Origin of the sequence: Duganella sp. CF402 (assembly GCF_900109645.1) — a bacterium.
In the GTDB taxonomy this organism is placed as follows: domain Bacteria; phylum Pseudomonadota; class Gammaproteobacteria; order Burkholderiales; family Burkholderiaceae_D; genus Rugamonas.
Genome location: NZ_FOBG01000001.1, coordinates 1,929,471 through 1,942,318, shown reverse-complemented (window position 1 = coordinate 1,942,318; position 12,848 = coordinate 1,929,471). Strand labels below are relative to the sequence as shown.

General features: G+C 61.5%; 10 protein-coding genes. 7 read left to right on the top strand and 3 right to left on the bottom strand.

From position 1 onward, the window contains the following. Positions 1 to 48: 48 nt before the first annotated feature. Positions 49 to 357, bottom strand: a complete 309-nt coding sequence (locus BMZ70_RS08665; RefSeq protein ID WP_130300848.1) for a hypothetical protein — start codon at positions 355 to 357, stop codon at positions 49 to 51. Positions 358 to 899: 542 nt separating this feature from the next. Here BMZ70_RS08665 and fos point away from each other — a divergent pair. Together fos and BMZ70_RS08655 are read left to right on the top strand one after the other, a co-directional pair. Beyond that, a complete protein-coding gene (gene fos, locus BMZ70_RS08660) occupies positions 900 to 1,310 on the top strand; it encodes a fosfomycin resistance glutathione transferase (protein WP_092272455.1) in 411 nt (136 codons plus the stop codon). A 42-nt stretch (positions 1,311 to 1,352) separates the two neighbouring features. Next, positions 1,353 to 1,673 (top strand): hypothetical protein, encoded by a 321-nt coding sequence (locus tag BMZ70_RS08655; RefSeq protein WP_092272452.1) that lies wholly within the window; start codon positions 1,353 to 1,355, stop codon positions 1,671 to 1,673. Here BMZ70_RS08655 and BMZ70_RS08650 read toward each other — a convergent pair. Next, the gene (locus BMZ70_RS08650) at positions 1,670 to 3,337 is read right to left on the bottom strand and encodes an alkaline phosphatase family protein (protein WP_092272449.1); all 1,668 of its coding nucleotides are present in this window, start codon (positions 3,335 to 3,337) and stop codon (positions 1,670 to 1,672) included. The genes BMZ70_RS08655 and BMZ70_RS08650 overlap by 4 nt on opposite strands. Positions 3,338 to 3,729: 392 nt before the next feature. Here BMZ70_RS08650 and BMZ70_RS08645 point away from each other — a divergent pair, with 392 nt between their 5' ends. From BMZ70_RS08645 to BMZ70_RS08625, 5 genes are all read left to right on the top strand, one after another. After that, entirely contained in the window at positions 3,730 to 4,260 is a 531-nt protein-coding gene (locus tag BMZ70_RS08645) for a hypothetical protein (RefSeq protein ID WP_229205347.1), read from the top strand. 152 nt (positions 4,261 to 4,412) lie between these two features. Then, positions 4,413 to 5,870 carry an efflux transporter outer membrane subunit gene (locus BMZ70_RS08640; RefSeq protein ID WP_229205346.1) on the top strand — a complete coding sequence of 486 codons (1,458 nt, stop codon included), beginning with the start codon at positions 4,413 to 4,415 and terminating at the stop codon, positions 5,868 to 5,870. A 23-nt stretch (positions 5,871 to 5,893) separates the two neighbouring features. Then, positions 5,894 to 7,039 carry an efflux RND transporter periplasmic adaptor subunit gene (locus tag BMZ70_RS08635; RefSeq protein ID WP_092272444.1) on the top strand — a complete coding sequence of 382 codons (1,146 nt, stop codon included), beginning with the start codon at positions 5,894 to 5,896 and terminating at the stop codon, positions 7,037 to 7,039. An 11-nt stretch (positions 7,040 to 7,050) separates the two neighbouring features. Further along, on the top strand, positions 7,051 to 10,113 hold the full coding sequence (locus tag BMZ70_RS08630; protein WP_092272441.1) for an efflux RND transporter permease subunit: 3,063 nt from the start codon (positions 7,051 to 7,053) through the stop codon (positions 10,111 to 10,113). 8 nt (positions 10,114 to 10,121) lie between these two features. Next, the gene (locus BMZ70_RS08625) at positions 10,122 to 11,156 is read left to right on the top strand and encodes a GGDEF domain-containing protein (protein ID WP_092272438.1); all 1,035 of its coding nucleotides are present in this window, start codon (positions 10,122 to 10,124) and stop codon (positions 11,154 to 11,156) included. Positions 11,157 to 11,267: 111 nt separating this feature from the next. Here BMZ70_RS08625 and BMZ70_RS08620 read toward each other — a convergent pair whose 3' ends face one another. Next, a complete protein-coding gene (locus BMZ70_RS08620; protein ID WP_092272435.1) occupies positions 11,268 to 12,803 on the bottom strand; it encodes a class I SAM-dependent methyltransferase in 1,536 nt (511 codons plus the stop codon). Between the last annotated feature and the right edge of the window lie 45 nt (positions 12,804 to 12,848).

Sequence of the window (12,848 nt, the reverse complement as noted above, 5' to 3'; positions counted from 1 at the left end):
CTGTTCTTGGCCGGCTACGGCCGCCTCGGAATGACTACAAACCCGGCCTCATTTCTTCTTGCGTTCCCAACTCTGCAATCGAGTAACCCGCTGAATCGATCCCGAAAAGATACCTAAATGTCCTCGATCCTTAGCACTAAAAACCCCTTCGACCAGTACATATCCGCCGCTAAATTTTTTAGACGTACGAATCTGCTGATCGTCTAGTGATATCCAAACTGCGTTAGACAATAGGGATTTATCGAAGTCTTCGCGGTGTAAGTAAAGCGCGTGTCCTTCAAACTCCAAGTGCAGGAAGGCCATTACGCGAATTGGCTTTCCGTCATACTGCTGCGGATTCGCAATGAGCTGGATCATCGAGACATCTTTGAGTTCACTCGATTCAGCACTCGTCCAAAGACACATTAGCACTACAATAACCGCCTTCAAGAATCTCAGCATTTTCAGACTTCCGTGTTCAGACTGCCAATGGTGTACTGTTGCCTAGGTCCGCTGCTGGCCGGTTGCCGCATATTTATGGGGAGTTCCAGGCTGCCTCGAAATCTTGTCATGAGATTGCGGTGTACCCCGACTCAGATAAATCCAGTGGGACTTGGCTAAGCCCGCCGAACTCATCCTCTATATGCTGTTCACCATAACATAAACGAACGCCGGAATCGTACTGCTCAATCTGACGAAGTACCCCGCCTTCATTATCAACTTCGAAGTACCACCAAGAGGTTCCCCAAGCGTCATGTTCATCATCTCGAAGCTCGTTCCAGTGTCTTTTAACGTAAGTCGGCATATTCAAATCAGGTCGATAACACCAGTGTCTGCTAGTGGCCGAAAGCAGTCCCCGATGGAGAGTGCTGTGGATTTGATAAGATAGCATTTTCTGGCCTTTTTTCTCAAGGTATTCTGTGCTTACTGGTTTAAATCACTTGACGCTGGCCGTTTCTGATTTGTCGCGTAGCTTTGATTTTTACGCGCGTCTTCTTGGGTTTCAGCCGGTGGCTATCTGGGAGCGCGGCGCGTACCTTGCGCTCGGTGATCTGTGGCTGTGTTTGTCTTTGGGTAGCGAGGCGGGCGTCAAGCCGGCGCCGGCCTACACCCACTACGCGTTTTCTATCTCGCAGTCCGATTTCAATCGGTTCACGAAGAAGCTTATCGAGGGCAGGGTGGTCGCTTGGCAGGAAAATCGTAGCGAAGGGGATTCGTTTTATTTTCTCGATCCGGACGGACATCAGTTGGAAGCCCACGTCGGCTCGCTCGCTTCGCGGCTGGCCGAGTGTAGAACTAAGCCCTATAAGGGCATGAGATTTTTCGATTGAAAACTGCGTTGACAGAGGTTGTAGCGAGGCAGAAGATAAGGCATGAACTCCGCTATCGACAAAGATTATGTTGACGCCAGAATTGAGGGGACGTTTGCGCGATTGGCTGGCGAGTTGAAGGCGCACGAATGTATCGTGGTTGGCCTGCTGGATGCGCATCGCCAGAATTTGGAGCTTGGCTTTAAGTCGTTCAGCGAGGAAGTTGATGCTAAGTTTTCACGACTCGAAAGCCGCCTGATCAAGTGGCTGGTGAACACTGCGCTGGCAGGCGTCGTGCTCAATACTTTGATCGTGGCGGCTTTGCTTCAGGGCGAGACAACCCAGGCGCAGGTTGCGCCCGTGGTTATCATCATTCAGCCTTAGCGCAGTGTTTCCGTCAGTACGCGGCCTTCCGAGCCGGCTGGTGGACGTACGTGCAGCAGGTTGGCCAGGGTCGGCGCGATGTCGACTACTTCGGCGTATTGGCCGTAAGCACCGGGCTTGATCCAGCGTTTGCCCATGATCATCAGCGGCACGTTGGTGTCGTAGGCGTACGGCGAGCCGTGCGAGGTGCCGCTGGTGGTGGTGCCGAAGTACCAGAACGGCTTGGTGATGACCATCAGGTCGCCCGACGATTCGCGGTTCCATGCACGACGCATCAGGGTGTTGATGTGCGTGCCTTGCACCGCGCCGCTTTCAAACTGCGTGCGCGTGAAGGCGTCGACGATACCGTTCTGCGCCAGCAGGTAGCGCGCGGCGGCGGTTTCCACTTCTTCGCGTTTCAGTTTGTTCTGCTCCACCAGCGCGTAGTCCAGATGGATGTTCGGCAGCGACCATGCCTGCACCAGCTTCGCAACGCCGAACTTCGCTTCGAGGTGCTTGTCCAGCGCGCCCATCAGCTTGTCGCCATCAATCCGCTGCGCGTCGTAGTGCTGGGTTTGCGCGAATTCCGGCGTGTTCGGGAAGCCGTGGTCGGCGGTCAGCACCACCAGCACATTGTCCATGCCGATGCGCTTGTCGAGATAGTTGAAGAAGTCCGCCAGCATACGGTCCACGCGCTGCAGGTGGTCGTGCGACAGCTTGCTCTCCGGGCCAAACGCATGGTTCACATAATCGTGCGCAGACAGGCTGACGCCCAGCAGGTCCGGCACGCCAGCAGGATTGCGGCCGAGGTTTTCGCCTTCGACCGCCGCGCGCGCGAAGTCCAGCGTCAGTTGATCCAGATACGGGCCGACGCGCAGGCTGGCGTAGTAGCCCGCATCGATTTCGCCGCTCTCACTGTAGTAGCTGTACGGGAGGCGGTTGTGGGCGCCGGCTTTCACCGCGTTCAGCTCTTCTGGCGCATCGCCAGAGTAGGCGGCTTCCGGCAGCAGCGCCGACCAGCTCTTGCCGTAGTAGCGGTCCTGCGGCTTGGTCGCCAGGTACTTGGTGGCCCATGCCGGATGCTGCTTCATGTAGTAGGTGCTGCTGGCGAAGTTGCCGGTTTTTTCCATGTACATGTAGGCCGTGCCGGTTTTACCTGCCAGCAGGATGGCGCCCCGGTCTTTGCCCGACACGGTGATCACTTTGCTGCGGCTGCCGGTGGCGTAGCGCAGTTCATCGCCCAGCGTGTTGACTTTCAGCTTGGCCGGCGAGGTGCCGTCGGACGGCTTGGTCTCTTCGCCGATGTAGGTGTGGTTGCTATCCTCGGTGCAGTACACGGATTTTTTGGTCAGCGGATCGATCCAGTTATTGCCGATGATGCCGTGCACATAAGGATAGGCGCCGGTCAGCACGGCGCTGTGGCCGATGGCGGTCACGGTCACGCCGTGCGCCTGGTGGGCGTTGCTGAAGGACGCTCCCTGGTCCAGCATGCGGCGCAAGCCGCCTTCGCCGAACTGGTCGCGGTAGCGCTGCACTTGCTCGTTCGGCAGGCCGTCCACCACCAGCACGACGACGAGCTTGGGCAGGGTGGAGGCGGTGCTCGCCGCCGGCGCGGCGTAGCAGCTGGACAGGGCGAGGCAGGATGCGGCCAGAACGAGGGCGCGCAAGGACATGGTTTTCGTCATAGGTCGTCGCCAGTGTGAGGAAAATAACACGTGATAGTAGCCCATACTTGTGACGTGGCGATGACCGGTATGATCTTTCAGGCAATAAAATGCATGTAAAACTATCAAAACATAAAGACAATTAATTTCGATAATGAAGACGGTGTTGCAATCAGGCATTTTTTAAGGAAAAGAGCACTTTTTTGCAGGAGAAGAACGCACGACATGAAAACTCTTGCTAAAACGCTGATAGAATGCAGGGGTGAGGAATCTTCTTGCAGGAGTCGATTATGATTATGGTGAACAACATTGGTGGTGCTACCCTTTCCGCAGCCTTGGTTGCAGATAAGGCGCTCGCGCCTGTAAAAGTTGCAGAAACGGATAAAAGTACCAACGCGGACCTGAGTGCTTCGGTGGCGGCTTATCTGTCGTTGCCCGGCTTCACCACCGCGCTGCAAATCGATACCAGCTCTACCACCGACACTGGCGATCAGGCCAACGCTCTGGTCAAGGCCGTCTCGGAAGACGAGTCGCTGAAAACCGCGCTGCAACAGTTCGACGAAGGCCTGAAAAAACTGGCTCAGCGTCCGGAGACCCAAATCTTCCAGGCCCGTTTCGGCGCCGATGCCGAGGCGGCCAATACCGCCGCTGCCGCGAGCCCGCTGAACGACTCGCTGCCGTCGCCTGAGCCGCTGCCGGGCGTGGGCAAGGATGGCCTGCTGGGCGTGCCGCCGCCTAACGGTGAAATGTCGGCCGACATTAACCACGACGGCAAGATCAGCGAAGACGAGCGTATCCGCTACGAAGCGCCGCTGACCTACCGCAGCCTGGCGCATGATGAAGTCGCCGATGCGCAAACCAATGGTCCTAACGCCTTCTCGCTGACCGAAGTCAACCGCGCTTACGGTGCGGTCGGCGCGGCGGCCACTGCGGAACCAGCCTGACTACACCCTGATCCTGAAAACGGGCTTTGCCAGCGATGGCAAAGCCCGTTTTTTTTTGTCGCCGCACGGCAATAAAGCCACACTTGAGCCAGAAAAAATGCGAACATGTTAAATAATGTATATTAATCAGTAACACGGTGGGGGAGACTGTAGTGGACAAACGGATCTTCGCAGCAACTTTACTGGCAGCAGGCTTAAGCGGATGTGCGCTCGGGCCCGACTTTAAACAACCGGCGGCGCCGGCGGCCGCCAACGATAGTTATACTCCGACGCCGCTTCCTTCCAAGACAGTTTCCGCGCCCGGCACCGGCGGCGCTGCCCAGCAGTTCGCGTTCGGGCAGGAGATCCCGGCGCAATGGTGGGCGCTGTTTCGATCAGAAGCGCTGGACCAGCTGATCCGCGCCGCGCTGGCGCAAAATCCGAACATGGCGGCGGCCGAAGCGGCGCTGCGGCAGGCGCAGGAGAACTACAACGCCCAGGCGGGCAACCTGGTTTATCCATCGGTGAATGCGCAGCTGGGCGTGGCGCGCCAGAAGACCAGCACCGCCACCGCCGGCGGCGCGGCTGGCGTATTCAATCTGTATAACGCCTCGGTCAACGTGTCCTACACCCCGGACGTGTTTGGCGCCACGCGCCGCACGCTGGAAGGCGCGCAGGCGGCGGTCGACTACCAGCGCTTCCAGCTGGAGGCAACCTATCTGGCGCTGAGCGCCAACGTGGTCACCGGCGCCATCCAGGAAGCCTCGCTGCGCGCGCAACTGAAGGCCACGCGCGAAGTGCTGGATGCGCTGAACCGCCAGCTCGGCGTGATCGAAAAGCAGTTCGAATACGGCGCCGTGCCGCGCGCGACGGTGCTCAGCCAGCGCAACCAGGTGGCGCAGGTGGCGGCTACGGTGGCGCCGCTGGAAAAGGCGCTGGCGGCGGCGCAGCACCAGTTGTCGGTCCTGGCGGGCAAGCTGCCGGGCGAGGCGGGCATGCCGCAGTTCGTGCTGGATTCGCTGACCTTGCCGGAGCAGCTGCCGGTATCGCTGCCGTCGGCGCTGGTGCGCCAGCGGCCCGACATCCGCGCCAGCGAGGAAGCGCTGCACCAGGCCAGCGCCGCCATCGGCGTGGCGACGGCGGCCCAGTATCCGCAGTTCACGCTGAGCGGCAGCTACGGCTCGTCGGCGTCCACCTTCGGCAAGCTGTTTGAATCCGATACCAGCGTGTGGAACCTGGCGGCCGGCATCGCGCAGCCTATCTTTAACGGCGGCGCCCTGAGCGCCCGGCGGCGCGCGGCGGAAGCGGCCTACGATGTCGCTGCCGCGCAGTACCGCGCCACCGTGCTGACCGCATTCCAGAACGTGGCCGACACGCTGCGCGCGCTCGATGCCGACGCGGCGGCGCTGAAGGCGCAGGCGGAGGCCGAAGCGCTGGCGCGCGAAACGCTCACGCTGTCCGAGCAGCAGTACAAGCTGGGTGGCATCAGCTATCTGGCCCTGCTTGATGCGCAGCGCAGTTATCAGCAGACCCATATCAGCCTGGTACAGGCGCAGGCAACCCGCTATGCCGACACGGCGGCGCTGTTCCAGGCGCTCGGTGGCGGCTGGTGGAATCGTCAAAATCAATAATCAAAACGGCAGGAGAAAACTTCATGACCAAGCGTATGCTCATCATGGTTGGAGGCGTGCTTTTACTGATCGCGGTGCTGGCGTTCGGGAAGTATATGCAGATCAAAAAACTGATTGCCAGCTCGCCCAAGCCGAGCGCCCAGGTGGTCACTGCCGTCAAGGTGCAGGCGGCCGAATGGCAGCCGCAACTCAGCGCCGTCGGCACGCTGGCGCCGGTGCGCGGCGTTGACGTGACCACCGAGATCGCGGGCCTGGTGCGCGAGGTGCGCTTCAAGTCGGGCGACGAGGTGAAGGCAGGGCAGGTGCTGTTCGAGCTGAATGCCGATTCCGACGTGGCGCAACTGCGCGCGCTGCAGGCGTCCGCCGACCTGTCGGCCACCACCCTCAAGCGCGACAAGCTGCAGCTGGCGGCGCAAGCCATCAGCCAGGCGCAGGTCGACGCCGACGAGGCGGACCTGAAGAGCAAGCAGGCGCTGGTCGCGCAGCAGAAAGCAACGGTCGACAAGAAGACCATCCGTGCGCCGTTCGCTGGCAAGCTGGGGATCACCGCCGTCAATCCGGGCCAGTACCTCAATCCCGGCGACAAGCTGGTGACGCTGCAAACCATCGATACCGTGTACGTCGATTTCTTCGTGCCGCAAAAGCAGCTGGCCGGCCTGTCCATTGGCCAGAAGCTGAACCTGACCAGCGACGCCTATCCCGGCGTGGCTTTCCCGGCCAAGGTCACTTCCATCAGCCCGAAAGTCGATGCCGCCACCCGCAATGTGCAAGTGCAGGCCACCGTGCCGAACGCCAAGCGCCAGCTGTTGCCGGGCATGTTCGCCAGCGTGGCGCTGGACCAGGGCGACATGAAGAAGTACCTGACCTTGCCGCAGACCGCCATCACCTACAACCCGTATGGCTCCACCGTGTTCGTGCTGGCGCAGCCGGCGGCCGACGCCAAGGATGCGCTCAAGGATGACAAGGGCCAGCCTTACCTGGTGGCGCAACAGGTGTTTGTCACCACGGGGGCGACCCGTGGCGATCAGGTGGCCATTCTCACCGGTGTGAAGGAAGGCCAGACCGTGGTCACCACCGGCCAGCTGAAACTGAAGAATGGCACGCCGGCGCGGATCGACAACAAGGTCATACCGGCCAACAGCCCGAATCCGACGCCGCAGGAACACTGAGGACCAGCGCCATGAACTTTACCGACATCTTCATCAAGCGGCCGGTCCTCGCCAGCGTTATCAGCCTGCTGATCGTGGTGCTGGGTCTGCGCTCGCTGTTCAGCCTTCCGATCAACCAGTATCCGAAGACGCAGAACGCGGTGGTGACCATCTCCACCACCTACTACGGCGCGGATGCTGCCACGGTGGCGGGCTTCATCACGCAGCCGCTGGAATCGGCCATCGCGCAGGCGCAGGGTATCGACTATCTGTCATCGTCGTCGAACAGCGGCGTGTCGACCATCACCGCCACGCTGCGCCTGAACTATGACTCCAACCGCGCGCTGACCGAGATCACCACCCAGGTCAACTCGGTCAAGAACCAGCTGCCGCAACAGGCGCAGCAACCGGTGCTGACGGTGCAGACCGGCCAGACCACGGACGCCATGTACATGGGCTTCTACAGCGACACGCTGCCGACCAATAACGTGACCGACTTCCTGTCGCGCGTGGTTAAGCCCAAGCTCGATTCGATCCAGGGCGTGCAGACCGCCGAGCTGCTGGGCGCACGCCAGTTCGCGCTGCGCGCCTGGCTGGATGCGGGCAAGATGGCGGCGCACGGCGTCACTGCGGCCGAAGTGAGCGCCGCGCTGGCGGCCAATAACTACCTCGCCGGCCTCGGTTCGACCAAGGGCCAGATGGTGACCGTGCCGCTGACCGCCGGCACCGACCTGCACACGGTGGACGAATTCAAGCAGCTGGCCGTCAAGCAGGCTGGCGGCGCCATCGTGCGGCTGGAGGACATCGCCACCGTCACGCTGGGATCGGAAAACTATGACTTCAACGTGGCCTTCAGCGGCGTGCGCTCGGTGTTCATCGGTATCAAGGTGGCGCCGGACGCCAACATCCTCGACGTCGCCAAGCGCGTGCGCGAGGCCTTCCCGCCGATCCGCGACCAGCTGCCGGCCGGCTTGACCGGCGAAATCGTCTACGACTCCACGGAGTTCATCAACACCTCGATCGAGGAAGTGGTGAAGACGCTGGTGGAAGCGCTGCTGATCGTGACGGTGGTGATCTACCTGTTCCTCGGCAGCTTCCGCGCGGTGATCGTGCCGGTGGTGGCGATGCCGCTATCGCTGATCGGCACCTTCTTCGTGATGCTGATGCTGGGCTACTCGATTAATCTGCTGACGCTTCTGGCGATCGTGCTCGCCATCGGGCTGGTGGTGGACGACGCCATCATCGTGGTGGAAAACGTCGACCGCCACATGAAGGCCGGCATGACGCCGTTCGATTCCGCCATCGTCGCCGCGCGCGAGCTGGGCAGCCCGATCCTGGCGATGACGGTGGTGCTGATCGCGGTGTACGTACCGATCGGCTTCCAGGGCGGCCTGACCGGCGCGCTGTTTACCGAGTTCGCGTTCACGCTGGCCGGCGCAGTGGCGGTGTCCGGCATCGTGGCGTTGACGCTGTCGCCCATGATGTGCGGCCATTTCTTCGACCACACGCAGGACGAGGGCAAGTTCGTCAAGGCCATTGACAAGGTGTTCGAGAAGGTCCACAACGGCTATCTACGCCTGCTGCATTCGCTGCTCAACACCTGGCCGGTGCTGATCGTGTTCGGCGTGATCGTGTTCGGTTTGCTGATCGTGCAGTTCAAAATGTCGCAGTCCGAACTGGCGCCGGAAGAGGACCAGGGTATCGTGCTGTCGCAGGTGGTCGGCGCGCCGACCGCCACCTCGGACCAGATGCAGGCTTACGCCAAGCAGATTTTCGAAGTGGCCAAGGAACTGCCCGAGTACGAGCAGATGTTCCAGATCACCGGTGTGCCGACCACGAATTCCGGCATCGGCGGTGTGCTGTTCAAATCGTGGGATAAGCGCACCCGCTCGGCGCACGAGATCCAGCAGGAGCTGCAGGCCAAGTGGAACAACATCGCCGGCGGCCGCGTGGCGGCGTTCCAGTTCCCGGCGCTGCCGGGCAGCTCGGGCCTGCCGGTGCAGTTCGTGATCACCACCACCGAGCCGTTTGAAAACCTCAACACGGTGGCGCATGCGGTGCTGGAAAAAGCGCAGAAGGACAACAAGTTCTACTTCGCCGACGTCGACCTGAAGATCGACACGCCGCAAGCGCGGGTCGAAGTGGACCGCGACAAGCTGGCCACGCTGGGCCTGACGCAGCAGGACTTCGGTAACGCGATGGCGGCGGCGCTGGGCGGCGGCTACGTCAACTACTTCTCGATCTCGGGCCGCTCGTACAAGGTGATCCCGCAAGTGCAGCAGGTGGATCGCCTGAATCCAAACGACGTGCTGGACTTCCATATCAAGACGCCGGCCGGCGACATGATCCCGGCCAGCACCGTGGCCAGCATCAAGTACAGCGTGCAGCCGGAATCGATCAACCGCTTCCAGCAGCTGAACGCCGCCACCATCTCCGGCGTGACCGGTTCCACCCAGGGCGAGATCCAGCAGTACCTGCGCGACGCGCTGAAGGAAGTGGCGCCGTCCGGCTACACGGCGGACTTCTCGGGCGAATCGCGCCAGTACTCGAAAGAGTCGGGCGGCTTCCTGGTGACCATGCTGTTCGCGGTGATTATCGTGTTCCTGGCGCTGGCGGCGCAGTTCGAGAGCTTCCGCGATCCGATCGTGATCCTGTTCTCGGTGCCGATGGCGCTGTTCGGCGCGATGACCTTCATCTTCCTCGGCTTCGCCTCGATCAACATCTACACGCAGGTGGGGCTGGTGACGCTGATGGGCCTCATCTCCAAGCACGGTATTCTGATCGTGGAGGTGGCCAACCACCTGCGTGCGGCCGGCAAGTCCAAGCGCGAGGCGATCGAGGAAGCATCGGCCACGCGCCTGCGTCCTATCCTGATGACCACTGCGGCGATGGTGTTTGGCGTGGTGCCGCTGGTGATCGCGTCGGGCGCCGGCGCGGCGGGCCGTCACGCAATGGGGCTGGTGATCTTCACCGGCCTGTCGATCGGCACCTTGTTCACGCTGTTCGTGGTGCCGGCCATGTATATGTTCCTCGCGGGCGAGCATAAGGCGGAGGCCACGGCGGCCGAGACGCCTGCGCCGCAAGGTGCCCACTGAGCACCGCCATGAACCAGCCGGCGCAGGCAGGGGGAGGGCGCTGGCGCTGGCTGTCGGGAGGCCGCCAGCGGCGCCAGGAGGAAGTCATCCTGATGCTGCTGTGCGCCTTGAGTATCCCGAGCATCCTGCCGTTCGGCGTGTACCGGCTGCTGCAGGGCAGCTGGGCCTCGGCGGCGGTGGATATGGCGCTGGTGATCGGCATGTTGGCGGTGATTGTGCACGTGTGGCGCACCGGCCGTTATCAGGTCGCCAGCATTGGCGTGACGATTTTTTATTCAGCCGGCATGCTGGTCACCGTCTATCTGCGCGGCGTGGCGCTGGTCTACTGGGTGTACCCGACCATGATCGCCGCCTATTTCGTGTTGCGGCCGACGCTGGCGCTGGCCATCAACAGCGTCGGACTGGCGGTGCTGGTGACGATACTCGTGAGTCGGCTGGAAGTGGTGAACCTGTTGACCATCGTGGTCACCATCGGGCTGGTGAACCTGTTCGCCTACATCTTCGCTTACCGCACCGGCTTGCAGAACAAGGAGTTGCACACGGCGGTGGAGCTGGATTTCCTGACCGGCGTCGGCAACCGCCGCGCGCTGGAGCGCAAGCTGGCGGAGCATGCGCAGGAGCGCAGGCCGCAACTGGAAGCGAGCTTGCTGCTGCTGGACCTCGACCATTTCAAGCAGGTCAACGACCAATACGGCCATGCGGCGGGCGACAAGGTGCTGATCCGGCTGGCGGAGCTGATGCGCCGACACACGCGTTCCTCGGACCGCATCTTCCGCTACGGCGGTGAAGAGTTTGCGATTCTTGCCAGTGGCGCGGGACTGAGCGCGGCGGCGCGGCTGGCCGAAGGCTTGCGCACGGCGGTGGCAGCAGCCACGCTGCTGGAAGGGCATCCGATCACCATCTCCATCGGCGTAGCCTATATGGACCAGGCATCCGAACCGGCCGAGTGGCTGGAGCAGGCCGACAAGATGCTGTATGCCGCCAAGCAGGGCGGCCGCAACGCGGTGCGGGTAGCGCAGACTGCGACCGAGGCTGCAACATGAGGGCCATCGCCGCCTTGCCGGACTGCTGCATGCTGTCGTGCTGCGTACGTCGTGCGCGGCAAATGCCGCTAGAACCGGCGCACGCCGATCAGCGGGCCAGTCAGTTTGTGTTCAGGCGATGCCGAGCGCGAGCAGTAGGGGCAGCTGCCGACGGTTGAAGACGTCGGCCAGCTCGTTCAGATACTGCAGCATGGCGACTGGATCGTTGAGCGCAACACCATCTTTCAGCACGCACTGGCCCTGTGATTTAAGCAGTTGATCTACATAGGCAGCCCACTCGTGCGGCTCGCGCAAGCCGCTGTTACGCGCCAACAGTAGCAGTTGGTTGAGCTGCGAGATTAGGAAACCGCCTCCCAACACAGGACTGGCCAGGCAGGTGACCTCCGCACGGCTGCGCGCCTGTTCGAGCAGTAGGCGGTTCAGGCTATCGGTGCGTGGGCGGCAGCGGAAGATGGTCTCGTGGTCCTGTGCCAGTCCCAGCGCGCCTTTATGCAGCAGCACCGTCGTCGCCTGGTGGATTTGTCCAAGCTTGATATCGGGGCGCGCCAGTTCCTGCTCGATTTCACCCAGCGTGCGCGGACGAAAGTCCGCCAGCAGTTCTAGCAGAGGCCGGTAGATGGAAGGATTCAGGGCGCTTTTGCCTACCGGGCTGTCGAGCGTAAGCGATACCTCATCGTGTTGCATGCACAGGACGACGCGCTGCGCTCGCATCAGCTCCATGCAGTCCAGCGGCGTCAGTTCGCGCGGACCCTTGATCCAGTAGTCGCGACGGAACTGCTGGTTGACCATGAAATCGCGCACGGTCTGGCGGAAGGTGGTATCGGGTAATTCATTGAGCAGTGCAATCTGCTCCGGCGTCAATTGCGTCTCGGTGATATTTTCGATGGCGCTGCCGTAGGTCGCGAAATCGAGCTTGGCGTCGTCCAACCAGTCGGCCATCTCGGCAAACGACATGGGCATCCAGTCGCGGTTGAAGTACTCGTGCGCGACGTAGTGCGGGTCCTGCGCGGCGATGGTTTTGAGCTTGTCGCCTAACGCCGGATGGGCGCGCGCGTAGGCTGGATTGGTGGCCCACAGCTTGCGCGCGAAGGCCACCGCGTTTTCCACCTTGCTGGCCACGCCGGCGCCAGATGGCGTCATGATTTCCGCATGCTGCACCAGCAGATTGCGCACCGGGACCATCGGCGTCCAGCCGGGCAGCGTGTTGTAGCTGATATATAGCACGCCACCGACCTTGAGTTTGCGGCGGACGAAGTCGACGATGATGGCGCGGTTCTCGTTGGAGATCCAGCTCCAGATGCCATGCAGGGCGATGAAATCGAAATCGGGCAGGTCATCGCGCGCGCAGAATTCGGCAAACGACTGGTCGTAAAGCTGGGCGCCGTCGGCATAGCTGGATGCCAGCTGTTGCGCATATCCGGCCTGCGAGGGGTGGAAGTCTGTACCGTACCAACGGGTGGTGGAGGCAGCAGCATGGACGTTGACACTGACGCCCTGTCCGAAACCCAGCTCGCAGGCGGTGCTCAGCTTGGGCATGGCCTGGCGCGCATGCAAGAGCAAGAGCTGGCTGCGGAGCGGGTTCAGGTCGGGATAGTAGCCGAAGGTATAGCCGAGATCTGCAACATAACCGCCGGTCCAATCTGCCATAACTTCTCCCTGCCCACATTTGCTTTTAAAAAAATGGATTGTATA

Bases quoted from the DNA above. Each gene is read 5' to 3' on its own strand.
- BMZ70_RS08655 (WP_092272452.1), top strand. From the start codon at position 1,353: ATGAACTCCGCTATCGACAAAGATTATGTTGACGCCAGAATTGAGGGG.
- BMZ70_RS08630 (WP_092272441.1), top strand. From the start codon at position 7,051: ATGAACTTTACCGACATCTTCATCAAGCGGCCGGTCCTCGCCAGCGTT.
- BMZ70_RS08620 (WP_092272435.1), bottom strand. From the start codon at position 12,803: ATGGCAGATTGGACCGGCGGTTATGTTGCAGATCTCGGCTATACCTTC.
- BMZ70_RS08625 (WP_092272438.1), top strand. From the start codon at position 10,122: ATGAACCAGCCGGCGCAGGCAGGGGGAGGGCGCTGGCGCTGGCTGTCG.
- BMZ70_RS08665 (WP_130300848.1), bottom strand. From the start codon at position 357: ATGATCCAGCTCATTGCGAATCCGCAGCAGTATGACGGAAAGCCAATT.
- BMZ70_RS08650 (WP_092272449.1), bottom strand. From the start codon at position 3,337: ATGACGAAAACCATGTCCTTGCGCGCCCTCGTTCTGGCCGCATCCTGC.
- BMZ70_RS08635 (WP_092272444.1), top strand. From the start codon at position 5,894: ATGACCAAGCGTATGCTCATCATGGTTGGAGGCGTGCTTTTACTGATC.